The following is a 21537-nucleotide window of genomic DNA, read 5'->3' on the forward strand; positions in this document are numbered from 1 at the left end:
GATGCCAAAGTTGCAGGAATGCTTGCACATGCTGAGTAGTGCTTTTTTTACTTATAAACAACGGGTCATTTCCAGTTATCTTCCCCATGGCAACGGCAGTGACAGTCAACATCTTCCGTAAAACTGTGAGGTCCCCAGCCTTCATTAACGTAGCTGCTGCAGGTGAAGTGTTCAAACACCGTTTCAGAGAAATGGACCGATTTCTGATGACAACAGAGCCCCCAGTCCGCATTCCAGGGAGCAAAGAAAGCACAGCCACCACACTGAAATCCATTCTCATAGAGCTGGAGACTTTCTGGTTGATCGGGCCAGTTTTCAGCATACTGTTGCGCAGATTTCTCGTTAGAGAATTCATTGATCACAAGCTTGTTTCGATTCATGGTATTCTCGCTGGCGGTTTTTGAGGGAGCCTCTCTCTGAACTCGGAAGCTATCGCTATAAGCTCAGAGGAGACACACTCTGGAACTACGGGTTCGATTCTGCGGACCGGAAACCGCTCAGGGCTGCTGCCACCTGTGTAGCATCTCCGACAAATCCCATGCCTGTCAGAACCTGCGCCAGCTGTTCTTTGAATCGGTTCAGTTCCTCCTCGGCAACTGTGATGGCATTTCGTAGATCAGCGGGATCGACCATCCAGCGCGCCTCCGGATCATCAGACTCGTGCAGGTCACTCAGCACCAGCCAGGGCTGCTGAAATTTCACGGACAACCAGGGATGTCCGATCCACAGTATCTCCCAGGAGAGGCCTGTGTATCCGGCTGCAGTTTGCCAGCTTTCGAGATTACTGAGATCACTACAGCAGGTGGGCAGGACGAGGATCCCATGCCGGTAAGCACTTAAGGCGAGACCTCCGCTCAAGATTGGTCGGGAATCAGCATCGTGCAGTTCCGCCAGCCCTCCGCAGTCTTCCAGGAAGACAGGCAGGGCCCGGGCCAGTTGTTCCGCGGTGATCTCAGAAGTGGCAACGTAACAGGACCCGCGCTCAATGGGATTGAGTCCTTTGACGCCGGAGTCTGCCAGACAGCTCTCCCAGTATGGTTCCCATTCCGCGCACGCAGCTCCGCCATCGGGCATGTTACGGTCTTGCCTGGAAAAGTCCGACGGAAAGAATTCAATGACCGGTGTCAGCTTGATTCCGTTTATCTCGATCAGGTTTGTCAAGTGCGATTCCTCTGTCCGTTTTACTCATATATTTTTCCGCACCAGAGAAAATCAGCACATCGTTTCCAGGGAGATTCATGAGCCATATCTTGAGTTTCACCCATATTAGTACTTTCGCCCCAGGCTAATGCAGCATTGAGGAAGTCCTCAATGGTATGGTTTTCCCAGCCGTTCGCCCCGCGACCACTCAGGTCAACTGTCTGTCCGACTTCCGCTTCACGATCAGCACAGAGGGCACGTACAAAATCAAGAAACGTTTCAGGGCCATCTACTCGCTCCAGCATTTCGTGTAATTCCATGTATCACTCACTCTCCGATCATCTTCGCCAGAATCCGTTTCAGTCGGCGGCCGTCGAATTCGTAATAGAAAATGTGTTCCAAGGGTCCCAAGTGGAGCTGGCCGTCGGTGATGGCGACGGACGCGGTGATGTGCATCGCGTTCCCCAGGCACATTGTGTCACACACTGTCTTTTGTCCTGTCTGGTGTCACATAGTAATGGCAAGTCATTGCAAAACCTTAGTCTGTCGAATCGCTATGATCATATGCAACAAAATACTTAAACTATTCAATTCCGATTCAAACCCATTTCGCGGCTTTGCAATTTATTTTTCCACAATTGTTCCATGTGAATTATTTCTTCAGGTGTGGAAGCTGTACCAGCAGTTTCCAGAATGCAAACTTGGTAGTCACTTGGGTCACGGCTCTTGAGAGCTATGTTGCCACCATGGCCGGTAGTAACATATTGCTGCCAACGCCCCCAAAATCCATTTTCACCGTAAGCTGAACCAACATATTGCTCTTTCGTTTTGGGGCAAGTAAGCAGATACACACCACGTGACGATTTTAAAGCGATGATCCAACCCGGAGGCAGAGTGTCAAGTTTGGATAGTGAAGAGACAAATTGTAAGTAACCTGGAAATTCAGGTTCCTTAAATTCGGTACGTATTTCAGTAATAGGCTTGTTTTGCTGAGAAGCACGTTGAATCCAAGCACGAGTGCCGGCTCCCCAGTCAATGTAAAGTTTACCATCTAGGTCTTCGAATTCTGGTAGTAAACTAATCTCGTAAGCATCACAACTACCAGCTTTTATTATGTTGTGAGTATGAGGCGACGCTATATCCTTTTCGAGAACTCCTTTATGGCGAACAGAATAAATACCCACGAAAAGGGTTTCGTTATTTGGAGTTCCTACAAACGAAGCCCAAAAGGGATGATTAAGCTTTGTGTGATTACCAAAATCTTGATGAGACTGATACTGTTCAAACCTTTGTCTGTCATCTCGCCATAATTCGTATGGCTTAAGACCCTTAGCTGCTCGTTGGTCTCGATGTCTTAGCAACCGCACTTTTTCTACTGGGAGTCCACCCTCAGTTAGAATCGAATTGAACATTAACGGCATCGGGCTCTCCGTGATATTTCAATGAAAAACCAATTCAGTTTTGTGATTGGACTCTGATGATGGCAAATGACACAAGACTTTATATTGTTTTTTAGCTGATCTATTCCCCAATAATCTTCACCAGAATCCGCTTCCGCCGGCGGCCGTCGAACTCGTAGTAAAAAATATGTTCCCACGGCCCCAGGTGGAGCTGGCCGTCGGTGATGGCGACGACGACTTCGCGGCCCATGATCTGGCGTTTGTGGTGGGCGTCGGCGTTGTCTTCGCCGGTCTGGTTGTGCAGATAGCCGCCGGAATTGGGGTCGCCACCTGGATTGAAGGGGGCCAGCTGTTCCAGCCAGCGATCGTAGTCTTCATGCAGGCCTGATTCGTTATCGTTGATGAAGACGGACGCGGTGATGTGCATGGCGTTGATCAGGCACAAGCCGTCCTGGACGCCGCTTTCTGTGACCAGTTGTTCGACGTTTTTATGGATTGAAACGATCTGCCGACGGTGGGGGATTTCCATCCAGAGTTCGCGGGTCAGTGATTTCATGGTGTGTCTTGCTCCTGAAAGTTGGTTATGATGCTGACGTATCATAACGCATTTGGTGCCTGATGCGAATCAGGATCTAGCCGATGATCTGTTTGCTGGAAATTCCATTCGAAAGTCAGGTTTCAATATGCCAGATTCTCTCAAACGATTGCCGGTTGGCTTCAACTGGTTGACCTGTGCGATGCTGGCGCTGGTTACCAATCTGGGTTGTGATCAACAGGGGAATGCTCCTGAAACAGATCTGAAGCAGGGGTCCGTCCGGAAACCGGATGCCCGTGCTGCAGAACCGGGTGTGATTCCTGCACCGAACGCGGCGACGCCTCCTCTCCCACAATGGGAGACTCCCGAGGAGTGGGTCAAGCTGATGTCGGAAGCACGAAATCTTCCTCAAGCACAATCTGGGAAGCCCCGTAGTTCAGGCCAGCCGAAGCAGGCCCGCAGGCCGATCACTGTGGGCAGCATGCTGGGACTGGATGTGGGGGAATCAGAACAGGAAACTGAGCCAGACCTGTTTCCACAGTATTATAACCTGGTTGCCACAGGCTCGAATGCTGACTTCGACGACACCATCCAGAAAGTGGAAGCGATTCCAGATGCAGGTCAGCGGGCGGTCGCTTATTGCGCGATTGCCCGGGCCTTGCTGGCTGAGGAAGCCTTTGAGCGAGCGAAACCCTGGCTGGTTCAAGGCGAGAAATTACTTCCGCAGACTCGAAATTCCGCAGGGCATGAGCAACTTCTGCATCTGTATGCGAAAGCATTTGCGCGGTCGGGAGACGGTAACAAGGCTGTTGAACTGGCACAACAGATCGCGAATCTCGACCTCCGTGAAGAAACGCTGATTTCCATTCCAGAGCAAATTGCGAAAACCGGAGATGTCGAGCAGGCTCTGAACTTTGTCGAGACCATTCCAGATCGGAACTCTCAATCGCAGGCGCTCATGCAAGTAACACTGGTTCTTGCCAGGTCAAATGCCTGTAACCTGGCGCTGTCGTTGACTGAGAAGATCACCAATGAGGAAATCCGATTTCAGGCACTGGAAGGGATTGTGCTGGAGCTCGCGAAGGCAGGCAGGGGCAAGCAGGCATTGGACGTCGTTCGGCAGATTCTGTTTTTACATCGTCGGCCCTGGTTTCTACGTGCACTGGCGAAATCGCTGGTGGGGACAGGCCATCTGAATCAGGCTCTCGAAGTGGCTCCGTTGATTGATGGTACTGGTGAGCAGTCAACCTACCTGATGGAAGTAGCGATCGCGGTTGCAGAGAAGGGTAAGTCAAAACTGGCACTGGAGGTCGTGCAGCAAATCCCCCAGCGAGAGACGAAGGAGAACGCGCTGGCCAAGGTTGCTACCGCGCTATTGAATGCAGGCGAGGCCGACGGTGCACTGGAAGCGACACAGCGGCTTCAATATGACAATCAGAAAGTCCGCCTCTTGTACCGGGTAGCCTCCGCGCTTCATTCACGGGGAGAGGATGCTCGAAAAATTGCCGTGCTCAAAGAAGCTGTGGCGGCCTCCCAACGGTCTGGTGAGAAGCCGCCTCTGTTTTCAGTGATGGGGGTTCTGTCGATGGAGACAATACCGACCGAACAGGGGACCTCGACTCAACTCAAATCGTCCTTTACACCTGAAGAGCTACAGCTGGCAGAATACTTTCTGCAGGCAGCACAACAGAAATAGTGACGACGGGAATTAAGTCGCTTAGCCCAGTTTCTCGTATGCTGAGAGAATCAGCTGTTCGGTTTCGTCCCAGTCGATGCATTCGTCTGTGACGGAGACGCCGTACTGGAGCTGGCTGAGATCTTCGGGCAGGCTCTGGTTGCCAGGGTGCAGATTGCTTTCCAGCATCAGGCCGATGATCGTCTTGTTGCCGGCGACGCGTTGATCGATGACGTCGTTCCAGACTTTGCCCTGGTTGCGATAATCCTTGTTGGAATTCGCGTGGCTGCAGTCAACCATGAAGCGGGGCGAAAGACCCGCCGCTTCGAGGCTTTGTGCGGCTGCTTCCAGATGTTCCTGCTGATAGTTCGGGCCGGAGCGACCGCCACGCAGGATGAGATGACCCCAGGGGTTGCCTGAGGTGTTGACAACGCAGGTCTGCCCTTCGGCGTCGATTCCCAGAAAACTGTGGGGACTCTGAGCGGCGAGCATCGCATTGAGCGCGACGTCCAGGCTGCCGTCGGTTCCGTTCTTGTAACCGACGGGCATCGAGAGACCGCTGGCCATCTGGCGGTGCGTCGGAGATTCGGTCGTGCGTGCGCCGATGGAGGCGATGGAAATCGCATCTGCGATGTACTGCGGAGTGATCGGCTCCAGCATTTCCGTGGCAGCCGGCAGTCCCAGTTCACCGATCTGCAGCAGCAGCTGGCGGGCGATTTTCAGACCTGAGGCGACGTCGAAGGTGCCGTCCATGTGAGGGTCGTTGATCAGACCTTTCCAGCCGACGGTCGTCCGTGGTTTTTCGAAGTAGACCCGCATCACCAGGAACATGCGGTCTTTGACTTTCTCGGAAAGTTCTTTCAGGCGTTTGGCATATTCGATGGCGGCCTGGGGATCGTGAATGGAGCAGGGGCCGACAACGACGATCAGCCGTGAATCTTCACCCGAGAGGATATGCTTGATCTGTTCCCGTGATTCGCCGACGGTCTCCGTCACTTTGTCAGTGCGTTTGATGGTCTCTTTCAGTTCCTGTGGAGCAACCAGGCGAACCGAATCGATGATGTTGACGTTTTGAATGGGTAGCATCTTGTTTAAATCGTTTTCGTTTACTGGGGGAGAAGATTCAGTTTTGTATCAGTTTCAATTACAGGGCCAGCTGCTGACGGATCAGTGAGACGACTTCTTCAGCCGTCAGCGGCGAGGCCTCGATTTTCAATTGTGCATATTGTTCATACAGTGGATACCGGCTGTCATACAGGTCGGCGAGGCTGGAACCCGGTTCGATCAGGACGCCCCGATCGAAGGCATCGACAAACCGCTGCTCCAGGATATCCGGCTTCACATCCAGCCAGACTATCGTACCAAGACCGGCTAGATGATGCATGGCTTCACTGCTGTAACAGACACTTCCTCCGGTAGAAATAACGGATCCTGCTGATTGAATCGATTGGATGTAGGCCGCTTCAATCGCGCGGAACCCTTCCGGGGAGTGCTGAGCAATAATCTCTGCCAGCCGTTTGGATTCGCCAGCCTCTATTAATGCGTCGGTATCCAGAAAGGGAAGGCCTGTCTGTTCAGACAGTAGTCTGCCCACCGTCGATTTTCCGGAGCCCGGCATGCCTGTCAGAACGACTCCGGTTTTGACAGGTTCGCTGTCGGCGGTCATGCGGGCTCTCCCGGGAGAAAAAGGTGCACTCTCCAAGGTGATTTCCTGCGGACAGGGGCAACGAATGGCAAAATATAAAAAGTCGTATCTGTATACATTTCAAAGACTTCGGTTCGCTTCCTTCCCCGGAGCCTGGAAAAGTTTTAAAATCCAGGGAAAAGGAAAACAAATCATATCTCAAATCAGGTCTAATAGGAACTATGTGACAATTCAGGTGAGAATTAAATTGTGATTTTCCCCTGAAGGGTAACACAAGCATGGAACAGATGTTTGTGTGAATTTCACAGGAATTTTACTTGTCAAAGATCCGGGCAGTTCTGTCAGGACAGTATCGTTAAGCTCTTTAGCGATAAGCTGAGTGTTTTCAAACGCCAGAAGAATCGAATCGGACCGTGGATAAACTGTCGCCAGCCAAATTTGCAGCGCAGATAAGATGTTGTGCCAATGATCTGCAGGATCATGGGGTGGACCGCCTGGGTCCGCTGTACGATTTGACATCGGAGCGTCTGCTGCGTTATGCGGTGACAGTGACCAGAAACACTCCCGATGCGGAGGATGCGATTCAGGCCACCATGGTGCGGATAGCCATGCGACCCAAAATTCTGGCGACCGCTCAGCAGCCGTGGGCCTACCTGTTACGGGTGGCCCGGAACGAAGCCCTGCGGATTCTGCAGAAGCGGAAGCCGCTGCAGATCTTCGCCCAGTGCAGACAGCTCTGGTCGCGAGATGAAGAAATCGTGGAAGAGAATGATCAGGCCCAGGTGATTCGGCAGGCATTAAAGCGGCTGCCGACGAACCAGTCTGAAGTGGTGGTGCTGAAGATCTGGGAGGATATGACGTTTGCGGAGATTGCCAGTGTGCTGGATGAATCGCCGAACACCGTGGCCAGTCGTTACCGTTATGCGCTCCAGAAATTAGATAATTACCTGCGTCCCGTGGCGCGTGAGGATATCAATGTTTGAATTTGAAGATCACCATTTTCTCGAAGAGCAGATACTCAAGGCCGGCCAGGGGGCGGTCCCCGCGCACAGCGATCATCGCCAGCGGGTACTGGCTGCTGCCCGCCATGCGGAAAATCGCAAGGTGCAGCGCAAAACGCTGCTGGTCTGCTGCACTTTGTTTCTGACATTCACCCTGTTGTTTCTAACCCGGGATTCAGGAGCCGACCTGCGTGTCGCCTCCGATGTGGAATCCGGCTGGTCCCGTGCACTCTATTCCAAAGGGAGTCGTGTGCTGGGAATCTCGGCCGCCACACCCGGAGAAAAGAAAGTTCAAACCGATTGGAATACCGTGCAGGCCACACTCAAACAGTCCGGCGAATGGGGACTGGTTGACGCCGTCGTTCGTTTCCGGAATGAACGGGCCGGAACGATCGAGCAGATCTTTACTCGAGGCGATTGATGCAGGAGACCTTGTCCCAACAGTTTCAGGATCAACTGCCTGACAAAGCGGAAAATCATCCCGAGTATGTGACGGAACTGGTCGATGTGATCCTGGGCCAGGCGCAGGCCATCAATGCCAGCGACATTCATCTGCTGCCCACCGAAAACCGGATGCGGATGGACTGGCGCATTGACGGCGTACTGCACCATGTCGCTGACTTTTCCCAGGTGCTGGCGCCCCGGATCACAGCCCGACTCAAAGTGCTCTCGCAATTGCTCACCTATCGTACCGATGTTCCCCAGGAAGGGCGGATTCACCGGGATGGAGAGCAGGTGGTCGAGACCCGCATCAGCACCTTTCCGACCCTGTATGGCGAAAAAGTCGTCGTGCGGCTGTTCGTCGGTTCGGGACAATACAAACATCTGGAAAACCTGAATCTGCCGGAAGAGATTTTGAGCGAGATGCGAGGTCTGTTACGACAGACCGGCGGCGTGGTGCTGATGACCGGTCCTGCGGGAAGCGGCAAAACGACGACGATTTACGCCTGTCTGCGGGAGATCATTCGCGAGTCACGCGGGGCCCGCAGTCTGGCCTCCCTGGAAGATCCAATTGAAGTCGTGGTGCCCACCGTGGCGCAGTCACAGGTCAATCCGGCAGCGGGTTTTGATATGGCACTGGGTCTGCGATCCCTGTTACGGCAGGATCCAGAAGTGATCATGGTGGGAGAAATCCGCGATCGCGAAACCGCCGAGACGGTCTTCCAGGCTTCGCTGTCCGGGCATCTGGTGATCACCACATTCCATGCAGGCAGCGCGACCGAAGCGGTCAGCCGTCTGTCGGATATGGGAATCGAACCGTATCTGCTGCGGAGTGGTCTGCTGGCGATATTGAGTCAGCGGTTGTTGCGTCGACTCTGCAGTTGTGCTCAACCATCACAGGCGGAAGAAGATCGACTGGGGCTGCCTGTCGAACAGTGGAAAACCGCCACGGGTTGTGCAGACTGCGGACAGACCGGCTATCAGGGCCGCCTGGTTCTGACCGAAATGCTGCTGCCCGATCAGGGGGCCGTGGGCCAGGCGATTCTGGACCAGGCCGATGCGACTGAGTTGCACCGGCTGGCAGTGGAGTCCGGACTACGGACGCAATGGGATCGTGCGCTCCGGGCCGTGAATGAAGGATTGACCAGTCCCGCGGAAGTCCGCCGTGTACTGGGTATCTCGCGGAGTGAAACTTAACGGTGCGCCGGCAGCACTGATATGGAGACATTGACTGAAATCGTTTCTGTCTGAAGAGAGTGTGAACATGAACGCAAGAGACGATTCCGACGACATACCGACACGGGAAACCCGTTTCGAGCTGGATGAGCTGATCGCCTTGAACGAGGAAATTATTTCACTCGTGCAGGCCGGCATTCCGCTGGAACTGGGGCTGCGGGAGATGGGCAACGAACTCCCCGACCGTCTGGGAAAGATCAGTTCGGATCTGGCGGTGAAGATGGAGCGGGGCAGTACGCTGGCTGAGGCGATGGAATCCGAAGGCTCACGCTTTCCCCGCGTGTATCGGGTGATCGTGGAAGCGGGGGTCAAATCGGGTAAGCTGACCGTGGCACTGGAGGAGATGTCCAACTATGCCTGGGAACTCTTTCATCTGAGACGACAGATCGGCATGGCGCTGATCTATCCTTTGATTGTCTTCAGCCTGGCCTATGGTCTGTTTCTGGTCTTCCTGTTTGAGATGCTGGCACGGTTCAATTCCGCGTATGAAGTTTTCCGCCTGGGTGAGACCCGCCCTCTGCAGGCATTGAACTTCCTGGAATCAACCATGATCTACTGGGCGCTGGTCCCGCCGCTGGTCCTGTTTGTGTTTGCCCTGGTCTGGATGCGGACCCGCAGTTCACAGTTATTGAATTTTAAAGGCACCAGTCGGCTGATCGGCTGGATTCCCGGCGTGAAGCGGATTGCCAGTTATTATCGTTACGGAAACTTCGCCGAGCTGATGGCACTGTTGATTCAGCAACAGATCCCGTTTTCCGAGTCAATCGTGCTGGCGGCAGAAGCGACCGGCGATGACCAGTTGGTTCAATCGGCAGAGCTGATGGCGGATCGACATGCCCGCTCGCAGCTGGAATCGGGGGAATCGGCGAAATTCTATGGCTGGCCTCCGTTATTGACCTGGTTATTAACGACCAAGAATCACGAGGGGGAATTAAGCCTCGCGTTGAAAAATGCAGCCGATATGTATCGGCGGAAGGCGGCTCACTATACCCGCTGGTTCCGCGTGATCTTTCCAATCTTCACGGGAGCGATTATTGGTGGTGGCACGGTTTTATGTTATTGCCTGGTATTATTTCTCCCGTTTACCGACATGCTTAAACAATTAGGGAACCCTTGAGGGTCATGACTGGAACAGTGACCAGATGCTGCAGACAGCTGGACACAATGATAATGATGATTTGAGTGACGGGATGATTCTCCAATGAACTGGTATCGCTATCAGGGCGTTAATTCAGAAGGCAAGCTCATCAAGGGGCGGATTCACGCCGCCGACCGGGATGAAGTTGCCGGCCAGCTGCAGGATCAGGGGATCAAAATTGAACGGATCGAGCTGGAAGAGGAAGGTGAACTGGCGTTTGCCGCCCGGGAAGCACCTGCCTCCAGCGCGACGACCAGGCTCTCCTCCCGTGATTTTGAACTCATCACCGATCATCTGTCCGATTTGACACGTGCCCGGCTCCCACTCTCGTCGGGGCTGGAAGCGGTCTCTTATGAAATTGAAAACACACGTCTGCGGACTGCGGTGCAGGATCTGGCGACCCAGCTGGAATCAGGCGATGACCTGGAAACGGTGCTGGCGAATTCCAGGGCGCCGCGCGAGCTCTGTGCCCTGGTGCATGCCGGCAGCCGCTCGGGCAAGATGAGTGAAATTCTGGCCGACTATGTGGCACATACCCGTCAGCTCTCCGAGATGAAAAGTCAGTTGCTGATGGCTCTCTGTTATCCGCTGATTCTGATGTTTTTCGCCTCGTTAATGTTCCTGGCGATCATGCTCTGGATCATTCCCTCGTTTGAATCGATCTTCGTGGACTTTGGAATCGAGCTCCCCTGGGTAACCGATTTCATGTTTGAGGTCTCCGTATTTATCCGAACGCAATGGTGGTGGTATCTGCCCGGTACTCTGCTTTTACTGCTGGGCTCTGTCGCCCTGTTCCGTACGGAGAGAGGCCAGGCGCTGGGGCAGCGCATCCTATTTCGACTTCCCCTCTTGGGGGGGTTATTGAGTGGTATTTCCGTCTCCCGTTTTTCTCACCTGCTGGCACTGCTCGTCGATAATGACGTTCCGTTTCTGGAAGCGCTCAAGCTGACAGGGGAGAGTTCGAACAACTATCAGATCCGCAAGGCCTGTCGCAAATTTTCGGACTCCGTCTCTTCCGGAGAGATGCAGATTGAAGCGTTGACCTCGTTGAAGTTATTTCCCGCCACGTTTCTGCAGACCCTGGCGACGCAGTCAGGTAACTCGAATCAGAACAGTCCCCGCTACTCGGTTGAAATTCTGAATGCGCTGGCAGATATGCTGAATGGCCAGACCCGCGTGCGGATTACGTTTTTCGCGACCGTTGTGGAGCCGATGATCATCATTGTCTGTGCAATTACGATGGGTTTCCTGTTTTTATCTCTGTTGGCTCCGTTGTTTAAACTGCTGACGATGCTGGCCTGAGTCGTCATGCAGCATCGCATTTCAAACCGTTTTTCTGACATACATTTCTGTTTACAAGCGACCTCCCGTTGATGAATAAGCCGTCCCGTTTTAATTCTCTGAATCAGTTGTGGCGCTGGGGCAATCGTCCGCTCCTGCGTGGGCCACGCTGGCTTCCGGGACGTGTCACCCATTCACAGCAGATGGCGCTCTTGAGAATTCTGGCAGTGGCTACGGAGAAACAGCTGTCGTTGATCGACGTGCTTGAGACCTTCGAAAAAGACGTGCATGGCCGCTGGAGACTGCAGATTTCCCGTCTCGTGGATTTGCTCCGCAGTGGAGTTCCCCTGGCTGATGCCGTCGATAAGGTGCCGGATCTGCTGCCCGCGAATGCGTTTTTCCTGGTGAAAGCAGGAGCAGAATCGGGCACGCTGCCCTCGGCGCTTTCGCTGGCTTCAGAAGTCTGCATGGCAGAACGGACTGAGCAGGTGCGGAGCCGTGCAGGCGTTCTGCTTTATATTCTGGCGGTCTTCCTGGTTGTCGCGCTGAACCTGTTATTTATCGGCTATTGGATCATCCCTAAGTTCAAAAAGATCTTCTATGATTTCGAAGTAGAACTGCCGGGCCTGACGCTGAATATTATTGAAGCCAATGATTTTGTCATTGAATATTTCTACGTTCTACCTGTTGCGATCTTACTGTTGTGGATCATGCAGAAAATACTGACCCGCCGCGGCTTTCTGGAGAACGGCTGGCGTCCTGCGTTTGTCTATGGCCTGCTCTATCCGCGGGGCAGGGCGCCGGATGTGCTTCGATTTCTGCACGTCACGACTGAATCGGGGCGCCCTTTAATGGGGGCATTCGAGACGCTGGCACACACTTCGAATAACCGACTGCTGGCAGAACGCTTTGAAGCAATTCTGCAGGATGTTCACAAAGGCAACGACTGTTGGACGGCCCTGCATGATTTTAGTCTGTTAACGCCCAGTGAGGTGCGGCTGCTGCAGTCAGCCCAGAGAGCAGGGAACCTGAGCTGGGCATTGAAGGCGATCGCGAAAAGCATCGAACGGCGAATTAATTATCGGATGATGCTGGTACGCGAATATCTGGAACCAGCGTTTATTGTAGGGCTGGGAGCCCTGGTTGGAATCATAGTGATTGGTTTGTTTTTACCATTGATCAGCCTGGTTCATCACCTGGCGTAATCCCACGGGCATGGGTTGCATAGTGCGAATACAGTATCGACAGAAACAGGATTTCTCAGCGGTGACTCGGCCGAAGCTGCGTAGGCGTCGGGGATTCACGCTGATTGAAATGATGGTCTCGGGAGTTCTGCTGACGACTGTCTTCATGATCGTGGTGCCTTCGATTTACTGGGTCCATCGCGAACAGAAACAGTCCGAGCAGAGACAGGTCGCGCTGGTCGAAGTGGAAAACCTGATGGAACGGACCGCGGCCCTGCCATTTCCGGAGATGACGCAGGCGACGGTTGACAAGTTCGCACTCTCGGAGAGTGCCTTGAAGCAACTCCCTGACGCCGACCTGAAGATTCGCATCCAGGAGACGAAAGATTTACCGCTGATGAAAAAAATTCAGATTCAGCTGGGCTGGCGTGATCAGCGTGGTCTCATCCAGCAGCCGGTACGCTTAACTTCCTGGGTCTCCCCAAAGGGTAAGCAGTAATGCGACGACGTGGATTTATGATCTCAATCAGGCAGCACGGCATTCCGCCCGGAATATCCCTGGTGGAAGTCGTCGTAGCCATGGCGATTGCGACTGTGCTCATGGGGCTCAGCATGACCACGCTGCATACCATCATGCGTGCCGAGCGGGAATCGAGTGAGGCAGTCTGGCTGGGGGCCTCTTTCCAGCGTTTCTCAAGACTGTTCCGTGATGACATTCATGCTGCAGAATCAGTGCAGCTGGAACCGGAGAAAGTCGCCAACCCGAAAACACTGGTTATCCAGAAGCCGGACGGGGAACAGATTACCTGGCGGATTGAGGAGTTCCGCATCGATCGCGTAGTCACCCGGGAAGGGAAAGTTCTACACGAAGATATGTTCTATGTTCCCGCAGGAAGCGAGGCGCATTTTATCCAGCAGCAGCGGTTAAATCAGGCAGGCATCAGCATTCGGGAACCCGGTTCCCCGGTCCTGCCGGACAAGGAGAGCGGGAACACGCCGGAGAGTCGCCCCCGAGCGGCTCATGAACTTGCCGTGCTCTCTACAATTGGTCGTGATTATCGGCTGACACAAATTTCTTTCGAGCAATCGGAAAAAGAAACAAACCAGACGAACTGACAGGTCAAATCCATGCAGAGAATAATCAATCGACAGACTCCCCAGAGCCGGCAGGCGACCCGTCGTGGCGCGGTCCTGATTCTGGTGATGGTCTGTCTGCTGATCGTCACCATGCTGCTGGCTTCCTTGTTAAAGTCAGCCCTGATGCAGCGCAGGCAGGTCATCCGCGAGCAGCTACGCGTTCAGGCAGAATGGCTGGCCGAGTCAGCCCTGGAGCGGGCCGTCGAACAGCGATTGAAGAACCCGAACTATAAAGGTGAGGTCTGGGAAATCAGGCCGGAAGATCTGGGGACCCGTTATGCTGCTTCTGCTGTCATCCAGCTCAAGCCGGCGGAGAAAACAGATCGGCTGTCGATTGAAGCCCGTATCCGCTATCCGGAAGACGAAACGTTCAGCGTCACCCGGACCCGAAAAATCATATTATAAGCGTTACTTTTATTTTGAATCGAATGTCATAAATCATGCTTTATAGAACATCATTGAAACTACAATCCGGGGAATTGAAATGAAGAACGAAGTTCCTTTCAGATTTCGCAGTGCCCGTGAACTGCGGCGACCTGGCTTCACCTTGATTGAGCTGCTGGTGGTCATCGCCATTATCGCGATTTTAATCGCACTGCTCCTGCCTGCGGTTCAGCAGGCCCGTGAAGCAGCGCGACGGGTTACCTGCAAGAACAACCTCGTCCAGATCAGCCTGGCGCTGCAGAATTACGAGATGGCGTACGAAATGCTGCCGGCGGGTGTCTATAACGATACCGGGCCCATCAAGAATGAACCCAAGGGGTATCACATGAACTGGCTGTCAGGGTTGATGCCGTATCTGGATCAGCCGGCTGTGTTCGAGCACATCGACTTCAAGCAGAGTGTGTATGCTCCCGCCAACAACGACGTCCGCGAAGTGGAGATGGTCGTTTTGCATTGTCCCTCCGACCCGATGAACTATTACACGTACGCAAGTTCTGAAGAGGGCGTCCCATTGTTTCAGACCAACTACGGTGCCTGTTACAACGGTACTGAAGCACCGCTGGACAGCGAGAATAACGGTGTGATGTTTCTCAACAGCAGTATTCGTTATGACCAGATTACAGACGGCAGTTCCAACACGATATTTGTCGGCGAACACTTCTATACCAAAGACAATCTGGGGTGGTTATCCGGCACCTCTGCAACATTGCGGAATACAAGCTCTATCAATGGGGACAAACCGGGGAGAGCCAACAGGTACACTCAACCTCCCGGGCTGGAGCCGGATTCTGATGCTGATTCTGGGAAAGACAAAGGGGACCCGCTACTGAAAATGGGAGGCTTTGGCAGCTATCATGCGGGGGGTGCCCATTTCGGATTTGGAGATGGCAGGGTGCAGTTCATTTCAGAGAATATCGACGCGCCGCTGTTGCATCAGCTGGGGAACCGCGCGGATGGAAAGCTGATGAAAAAAGCGTTTTAACCCGCCGCTCGCATCAGCCACGGGGATGATACATCTGGTGTACCGCTTTGAGGCGACTGTGATCCACGTGGGTATAAATCTGGGTCGTGCGAATATTCGCGTGTCCCAGCAGTTCCTGCAGGGCGCGGATCTCGGCGCCGCCAGCCATCATGTGTGTCGCGAAACTGTGCCGGAGCGTATGCGGGCTGACCTCTTTACTGCAGCCGACCCGGGCCGCGTTTTTCTTGACGATGTTCCAGACCATGATCCGGGAGAGCTGTTTACCGCCTCGACCCAGGAACAGTGCCTGCTCTGCCGGGTTGCGTCGGGTGAGATCGGGACGCTCGTACTTGAGGTAGGCTTCGACGGCCGCCACCGCAACGGGGTTCAGTGAAACCATGCGTTCCTTGTTCCCTTTACCCACGCAGCGGGCATAGCCTTCCGCCAGTTTGACGGAGTCCAGTGGGAGATTCACAATCTCACTCACGCGACAGCCGGTGGCATACATCATCGCCAGAATCGCACGGTCACGGAGCGGATACCGGTCGGCGTTGCAGGGCGCCATCAGCAGTTCGTTGACTTTCTCAGGGCTCAGGACTTTCGGCAAGTATTTCCAGAGCTTGGGAGAATTCAAGAGATCGGCGACACTCTCCGCCAGGATTCCTTCCAGAACGAGGTAGCGGAAAAACAGCTTAATCGAAACCAGGTGTCGCGAAACGGTCGTCGCGGCCAGTCGGCGTTTGTTGAGGTGTTGCAGATACCCGCTCAGAAACTTCAGATCGACCTGACTCAAGGGGCGGGAGGGCTGACTGCGGTACCAGTCCAGAAACTGCGTGATATCGGAGCGATAGGCAGAGACGGTGTTGGCCGCCATTCCACATTCGGCTTCCAGGTAATTCAGGAACGGTTCCAGATGCACGCCGGGATCGGCCGGTTTGCGAACCTGGAATTTTGAATTTGCCGGCGGTCGCTTTCGGGGAGGCATGCAAGTCCTTCGCTTCAGATAAGTCCAACGTCGCTGCTGCGCAGATGTCACTGTCTGCTACTTCATGTTTAACAGACGGCGCAGCGGGGACCAGAGGCTTTATCGGAAGGATGCGTCAGATGCCATGAACGCGGGGCCGGTTAGCGCAGTCCCAACGGTTGTAGCGGACAGTGGGCGGCGACGAAGGTCTGACCCTCTTCCATCTCGTCGAAGAGGACTGTAACCATGCGTTTACGGGCAAAACCGCTGATGCCCATGACGGTACCGACTCCGTACCGCGGATGACGTACCCGCATGCCGACCGAGAAACCCTGCGGGAGTTCGGCTGCTTCGGGGGTCTGCTTCAGCAGGTCAGCCCCGGTCATCAGCAGAGGTTTTTTCTGGGGAGTCGCCGCCTTCAGTGCCTCGGTGTCGACCTCACCCCGTTTAACGGATTCGACGAAATCATCAAAATGCGAGCGGTGCTCTCCCAGGAAATCGGTCATGTCTTTGACTTCGACATCGATCTCTTTCAGGAAGTCACTGGTGATCGTCCGCCAGGGACGCCCGCGCAGTGAGCGTTCGCGTGTCTGTGTCAGGTACAGACACTGTTCGGCCCGGGTGATACCTACAAAGAACAGCCGTCGTTCCTCTTCCAGACCATCACGAAGCTCTTCGCGAAGCACCCGTTCGTGAGGAATCAGATTCTGTTCGACGCCGATAATAAAGACGACCGGATACTCCAGCCCTTTCGCGGCGTGCAGCGTCATCAGCGTCACCTGTCCCGATTCCGCATCCAGCTGATCGGTGGCGCTGGCGAGGGTACTGACTTCAAGGAACCCCTCCAGCGTCGTCTCGTCACCAAAGATCTGGTCGTACTTTCGGGCCGTGGAGACCAGTTCGTTCACGTTAGCGATCCGCTGCTGATCGTCTTCATCCGGACTCTCTTTCCAGCTGTCGATCATCCGGGTACTGTCGATGACCACTTCCATCAGCTGGGCCACAGATCCGGTGTCGGCCAGTGAAAATCCGGAGATCATTTTAGCGAACCGGGCAACCATCGTCGCGGCCCGCTTGGACAGCGTCGAACAGTCTGCGGCCTGGTGCGCGGCTTCGAGCAGACTGATTCCTTTCTCGTCTGCCCAGCGGATGAGTTTTCTCTGTGTGGTTTTGCCGATCCCCCGTAGTGGCTTATTCACGATCCGGCCAAACGCCACGCGGTCATCTGGATTGTTAATCAGCTTGAGATACGCCAGCAGGTCTTTGACTTCGGTCCGTTCGTAAAATGCGACACTACCTGCGAGCTGGTAAGGAATTTTATGTCGGGCCAGCGCCAGCTCCAGTTCGCGGGAGAGCGAGTTCACGCGGTAAAAGATGGCGAAGTCGGTGTATTCAAATTCACCCCGGTCGACGGCGCGGCGGATATGCAGGGCGATCTCTTCCGCCTCCTGTCGCTCGTCGTTATAGGTGAGCAGTTCGACCGGCGTTCCCTCCGGGTTCTCGGTGAACAGTGTTTTGGCTTTTCGTCGCTGGTTGTGCACAATCAGACTGTCGGCGACGCGGAGAATTTCTTTCGTACTGCGAAAGTTCTGTTCGAGTCGAATTGTCTGGCAGTCCGGGAAGTCGCGTTCGAACTGCAGAATGTTTTCGATCTTAGCACCACGCCAGCCATAGATGGACTGATCCGGATCGCCGGTGACGCACAGATTGCGGGTGTTGAGTGAGAGTCCCATCACGATCTGGTATTGTGCCAGGTTGGTGTCCTGGTACTCGTCTACCAGAATATATTGATAACGTTCGTCGAGCGTGGCACGCAGTTCGGGCGAACCTTTGAGCAGGCTGGCGACGTGCAGCAGCAGGTCATCAAAATCGACGGCGTTCGATTCGAGCAGCAGTCGCTGATAGACGGGGTAGACCCGTGCGGCCACCGCCTGCAGGTGATCGCCGATCGATTCCTGAAACGCTTCCGCATATCGCTCTGCGGTGATCAGGTCGTTCTTCGCACGGCTGATCATGCCTGCCATCGTCGAGGGATTGTAGGCTACCGTGTCGATGTCCAGTTCATTGAGCACGTAACGAATTAACTGTTGCTGATCACTCGTGTCAAAAATCGAGAAGTTACTGTCAAGGCCAACGGCTCTGCCGTAGCGTCTCAGAATGCGGACGCAGAATTTATGGAAGGTCGAGATCTCCACGCGGATGCCGGGGATCAGTTGCTGGACCCGTTCGCCCATTTCATCCGAGGCTTTATTGGTAAAGGTAATCCCCAGTATCTGATTCGCGGGCACGCCTGCCTGGATCAGCGAGGCAATCCGGTGAGTAATGACGCGCGTCTTTCCCGAACCGGGTCCAGCCAGTACCAGCAGTGGTCCCTGGTGATGGCTGACGGCAGCGTATTGTTCCGGCGTGAGGACCTGCTGAAAATCCAAGTCAAAATCCTTTTCAAGCGAAGCTGAATGGTTCCGTTGCTGAAATCATCAATGTAAGGGCAGGGGGCTCAAATTCCAAATCGAACCGTCAGTGATTCCCAGTTTTCACACTGAGAAAGAGTCTGTTTCGAGAGCAATTTGACATCAAATACAAAAAAGACTTGAGAAATCAGACCAGATTTAGAAATAATAGTGAACTTTCGTACGTTTTGTTAATGTTGTGAGTTCAAGGTGCTTTGGTTGATTGCACAATATTTGCGGGTCTACTAGACTGCGCTAAGATGGAATGATGATCTGGATCTCTCCTGAGTTAAAGCAGAATCAACCTCAGACTCTGTCGATTTCAGAGACTGGGAGATTTGCCCGGAGTTTTCAGCTCAAATTCGCTCCAATAAAAAACGCCAGATTTCGATCTGTGGAACATTCTATTTCTGGAAATTACTTCCAGACAGGGTTTTGCAGGTTATGAAGCTGGATTAGTTGAATGCCGGTTGGGATGTAGGAATTCAACACACTCCCGACCGGTAAATGACGATAAATTATTTTACAACGGTAGTTTCCACCACCACACGAGAGAACGCGGGCCTGACAGGCCCTGTTTCCGTTTAACGGTGGCCACCGTGATTCGAGTCCTTTTGCCGATGGAGTGCGATCAGACATGCTTCTCAAGGAATCCAAGCCAGCCAGAAAAAGCTCGCTTTATTATGGTATGGTCAGTTTTGCTGTATTGGGTATCGCCAGCCTCGCGCTGGTTGTCACAACCACTCTGGCTGTTGAAGATAAGAAGCCAGAAAAAGCGGATGTCGGACTGCAAGGCATCTTGCCAGCCGAAGTTCCTGAAGGAATTTCCGAGGCCCCCGAAGGTCTCGAGGGAAAATGGGCCAAGTGGAGCACACAGGTTTCTGACCTGCTTGTAAAACTCTACGAATCGGACATGCCCGTTGCACAGCAGCAGGCCACTCTGAAGAGCCTGCAGGCGAAGATCGACGAAGCCAAGGGTCAGGCGGCCCTGGCCGAATACGCCAGCAGCCTGCAGCGTCGCGTTGATATCGCTGATGCCGCTCTGAAAACTTTGAACGTCAACATCGCAACGATCAAAGCAGCCCAGATGAAAGCCAAACAGAACCAGGTTGCAGCTGCTGCTACAGCACTCAAAAAATACCTGGGTACTCTGCAGAATGGAAATGGCTGGGTCGACTACCTGCAGCTGAACCAGTTGCAGAAAGAGCTGAAAAACAGCTACTCCGAAGTCGAACTGATGGATCTGCTCAAGGCTCTGAAAACCAAATTCCAGAACCGGGGTGCTCTTGAAGATGCCGAACAGCGGAAGTTCTTCAACCGTGCTCAGTTCAAGGACCTGGAAAAATCGATCAACGCTTTCCTGGCAGAAGCCAAGCCTGGCAAAACCCAGATCAACAAAGGCAAGATTCGCGAAGAACTCGCTGCCCTGGTTGAAAACCTGGAAGAGTACGAAGTCACCCAGAACAGCAAGTACGCTTTCGAAGCCCGTAAAGCATACGCTCTGCTGCGTGAAGAGCTGGAAGGTGGTCTGGAGCCGCTGACAACTGCTCTGCGGAATAACTACTTCAACTACAACCTGCGGGTTATGGTCGCTGAAGACTTCATGAACCGTCTGATCAAAGACAGCACCTGCGAAACCGGTCCTGTTGTTGACTGTATCCTCGGTGCTTATGTTACCGGAAACCAGGCGACCACCACTGAAGTTGGCGTCGACTTCCAACCCAGCGATGCGACTCTGCGTTTCGCTCTGACTCTGAACGGTGTCACCAACAGTGAAACCTCTGGTCAGACCAGCCAGGCTACAATTTACACCTCTGGTCACCACCAGATCTGGGGTGCAAAAGAAATCAACTTCAACGGCGACCTGTTCACCACACAGCCCGCCTGGGTTGACGTGCAGGCCAATAACACCACCGTTGGTGCTTCCACCAAGCTGGATGGCATCCCGCTGCTGGCTGGCCTGGGGCGCAAAATGGCATACCGCCGCACCGAAGAACTGCGTCCTGAAGCTGAAGCCATCGCTGCTCAGCGTGTTCGTGATCGGGTTCGTCCCCGCTTCGATGAAGAAGTTGACGAACGCATCACCAAAGCCAACGAGGAAGTCGGTCAGAAGTTCAACAAGCGTCTGCGTGACAACGGCCTGTTCCCGTCTGCCCGCAGCTATGCTTCTACCGATACTCATCTTTATGTCCGCACCCGTCTGATGGATACCGGAGAACTGGCCGCTAACTCGCCGCCACTCTCGATCGCTTCTGACGAGAGCGTTGTCCTGCAGATGCACGAATCGCTGATGAACAACAGCCTCTCCCGAATGAACCTGGAAGGCCGTAAAATCTCCGATCAGGATCTGATCACCGAGTTTGAAAAATCGATCGCCGATGTTCTGGGCCGCAAGGTCAAACTGCAGCGTCCACCCGTTGATCCTGATAAAGGTCCCAACATTCTGGCATTCGATGATCATGATCCGATCCGGGTTAAGATCAGTGATAATACACTCAACCTGATTTTACGCTGTGGATTTGAGCAGAAAGGCGAAACCGCCGTTCCGACTCAGGAAATCACCGTACCTCTCAGCTTCAAGGTTGAAGGCAACAAGATTTCCATCACACGGGGAACCATCAAATCGTCTCCCGTTGAGCGGCCCAAGAGCGTTGCTTCTCAGATCGCCCGCTCAGGTGTAGTTCGCAACAAAATGGAAAAGGCATTTCCAGATCGCGTTGAAGACGCCCAGGTTAAAGCCAAACTGGAAAACCGGACCGTCTATCTGCACATCAAAGACATTGTTGCCAACGATGGCTGGTTGACCCTGACCATCGGTAACGATCTGACCGTGGAGAAAAACGAGACAGAACTGCCACCACCAGTTGAGAAAACCGCTTCGGTTAAATAAACCCTCGGATTTCCA

21 protein-coding genes and 1 pseudogene are annotated in these 21537 nt (G+C 53.8%); 12 read left to right on the forward strand and 10 right to left on the reverse strand.

Going from position 1 to position 21537, the window contains the following annotated elements; genetic code table 11:
- Positions 1–65 precede the first annotated feature (65 nt).
- From FYZ48_RS17880 to FYZ48_RS17905, 6 genes and pseudogenes are all read right to left on the reverse strand, one after another.
- Entirely contained in the window at positions 66–380 is a 315-nt protein-coding gene (locus FYZ48_RS17880; protein WP_149342820.1) for a hypothetical protein, read from the reverse strand.
- Positions 381–465: 85 nt separating this feature from the next.
- Entirely contained in the window at positions 466–1161 is a 696-nt protein-coding gene (locus FYZ48_RS17885) for a hypothetical protein (RefSeq protein ID WP_149342822.1), read from the reverse strand.
- A gap of 20 nt (positions 1162–1181) precedes the next feature.
- Positions 1182–1460 (reverse strand): DUF7660 family protein, encoded by a 279-nt coding sequence (locus FYZ48_RS17890; protein ID WP_149342824.1) that lies wholly within the window; start codon positions 1458–1460, stop codon positions 1182–1184.
- A gap of 7 nt (positions 1461–1467) precedes the next feature.
- Positions 1468–1578 (reverse strand): annotated as a pseudogene (locus FYZ48_RS17895) (secondary thiamine-phosphate synthase enzyme YjbQ); the annotation flags it as partial.
- Positions 1579–1727: 149 nt separating this feature from the next.
- Positions 1728–2561 carry a GIY-YIG nuclease family protein gene (locus tag FYZ48_RS17900; protein WP_145447826.1) on the reverse strand — a complete coding sequence of 278 codons (834 nt, stop codon included), beginning with the start codon at positions 2559–2561 and terminating at the stop codon, positions 1728–1730.
- Positions 2562–2661: 100 nt separating this feature from the next.
- Positions 2662–3096 carry a secondary thiamine-phosphate synthase enzyme YjbQ gene (locus FYZ48_RS17905; protein WP_149342827.1) on the reverse strand — a complete coding sequence of 145 codons (435 nt, stop codon included), beginning with the start codon at positions 3094–3096 and terminating at the stop codon, positions 2662–2664.
- 127 nt (positions 3097–3223) lie between these two features.
- On the opposite strand from FYZ48_RS17905, the gene FYZ48_RS17910 reads away from it, so the two are divergent.
- Positions 3224–4771, forward strand: coding sequence for a tetratricopeptide repeat protein (locus FYZ48_RS17910; RefSeq protein ID WP_149342829.1), 1548 nt, complete (start codon positions 3224–3226; stop codon positions 4769–4771).
- A 21-nt stretch (positions 4772–4792) separates the two neighbouring features.
- Here FYZ48_RS17910 and FYZ48_RS17915 read toward each other — a convergent pair whose 3' ends face one another.
- Together FYZ48_RS17915 and FYZ48_RS17920 are read right to left on the reverse strand one after the other, a co-directional pair.
- Positions 4793–5836 carry a 3-deoxy-7-phosphoheptulonate synthase gene (locus FYZ48_RS17915; RefSeq protein ID WP_149342831.1) on the reverse strand — a complete coding sequence of 348 codons (1044 nt, stop codon included), beginning with the start codon at positions 5834–5836 and terminating at the stop codon, positions 4793–4795.
- Positions 5837–5894: 58 nt separating this feature from the next.
- Positions 5895–6416, reverse strand: a complete 522-nt coding sequence (locus FYZ48_RS17920) for a shikimate kinase (protein WP_145035460.1) — start codon at positions 6414–6416, stop codon at positions 5895–5897.
- A gap of 392 nt (positions 6417–6808) precedes the next feature.
- Here FYZ48_RS17920 and FYZ48_RS17925 point away from each other — a divergent pair, with 392 nt between their 5' ends.
- The 10 genes from FYZ48_RS17925 to FYZ48_RS17970 all read left to right on the forward strand — a co-directional run bounded on the left by FYZ48_RS17925 (position 6809) and on the right by FYZ48_RS17970 (position 15239).
- Positions 6809–7378: an RNA polymerase sigma factor gene (locus FYZ48_RS17925; RefSeq protein WP_198422240.1), complete on the forward strand. Its 570-nt coding sequence runs from the start codon at positions 6809–6811 to the stop codon at positions 7376–7378.
- Entirely contained in the window at positions 7371–7817 is a 447-nt protein-coding gene (locus tag FYZ48_RS17930) for a hypothetical protein (RefSeq protein WP_149342833.1), read from the forward strand. The genes FYZ48_RS17925 and FYZ48_RS17930 overlap by 8 nt, the downstream gene beginning before the upstream one ends.
- Positions 7817–9034, forward strand: coding sequence for a GspE/PulE family protein (locus tag FYZ48_RS17935; protein WP_145035464.1), 1218 nt, complete (start codon positions 7817–7819; stop codon positions 9032–9034). Before FYZ48_RS17930 ends, FYZ48_RS17935 begins: the two co-directional genes overlap by 1 nt.
- A gap of 67 nt (positions 9035–9101) precedes the next feature.
- Complete coding sequence (locus FYZ48_RS17940) at positions 9102–10190, forward strand: type II secretion system F family protein (RefSeq protein ID WP_149342835.1); 1089 nt, start codon at positions 9102–9104, stop codon at positions 10188–10190.
- 84 nt (positions 10191–10274) lie between these two features.
- Positions 10275–11513, forward strand: a complete 1239-nt coding sequence (locus tag FYZ48_RS17945) for a type II secretion system F family protein (RefSeq protein WP_149342837.1) — start codon at positions 10275–10277, stop codon at positions 11511–11513.
- A gap of 71 nt (positions 11514–11584) precedes the next feature.
- Positions 11585–12697, forward strand: a complete 1113-nt coding sequence (locus tag FYZ48_RS17950) for a type II secretion system F family protein (RefSeq protein ID WP_149342839.1) — start codon at positions 11585–11587, stop codon at positions 12695–12697.
- 61 nt (positions 12698–12758) lie between these two features.
- Positions 12759–13175: a type IV pilus modification PilV family protein gene (locus FYZ48_RS17955; RefSeq protein ID WP_187782095.1), complete on the forward strand. Its 417-nt coding sequence runs from the start codon at positions 12759–12761 to the stop codon at positions 13173–13175.
- The gene (locus FYZ48_RS17960) at positions 13175–13792 is read left to right on the forward strand and encodes a PulJ/GspJ family protein (RefSeq protein ID WP_149342843.1); all 618 of its coding nucleotides are present in this window, start codon (positions 13175–13177) and stop codon (positions 13790–13792) included. Before FYZ48_RS17955 ends, FYZ48_RS17960 begins: the two co-directional genes overlap by 1 nt.
- 12 nt (positions 13793–13804) lie before the next feature.
- Complete coding sequence (locus FYZ48_RS17965) at positions 13805–14218, forward strand: hypothetical protein (protein WP_149342846.1); 414 nt, start codon at positions 13805–13807, stop codon at positions 14216–14218.
- A gap of 79 nt (positions 14219–14297) precedes the next feature.
- Positions 14298–15239: a DUF1559 domain-containing protein gene (locus tag FYZ48_RS17970; RefSeq protein WP_149342848.1), complete on the forward strand. Its 942-nt coding sequence runs from the start codon at positions 14298–14300 to the stop codon at positions 15237–15239.
- A 13-nt stretch (positions 15240–15252) separates the two neighbouring features.
- On the opposite strand, the gene xerD is transcribed toward FYZ48_RS17970, so the two are convergent.
- Positions 15253–16203 (reverse strand): site-specific tyrosine recombinase XerD, encoded by a 951-nt coding sequence (gene xerD / locus FYZ48_RS17975; protein WP_149342851.1) that lies wholly within the window; start codon positions 16201–16203, stop codon positions 15253–15255.
- A 140-nt stretch (positions 16204–16343) separates the two neighbouring features.
- A complete protein-coding gene (locus FYZ48_RS17980; protein WP_149342853.1) occupies positions 16344–18611 on the reverse strand; it encodes an ATP-dependent helicase in 2268 nt (755 codons plus the stop codon).
- Between the two features lie 658 nt (positions 18612–19269).
- On the opposite strand from FYZ48_RS17980, the gene FYZ48_RS17985 reads away from it, so the two are divergent.
- A complete protein-coding gene (locus FYZ48_RS17985) occupies positions 19270–21522 on the forward strand; it encodes a coiled-coil domain-containing protein (protein WP_149342855.1) in 2253 nt (750 codons plus the stop codon).
- The last annotated feature ends 15 nt before the right edge of the window (positions 21523–21537 follow it).

It is taken from the genome of Gimesia chilikensis (assembly GCF_008329715.1).
GTDB lineage: Bacteria > Planctomycetota > Planctomycetia > Planctomycetales > Planctomycetaceae > Gimesia > Gimesia chilikensis.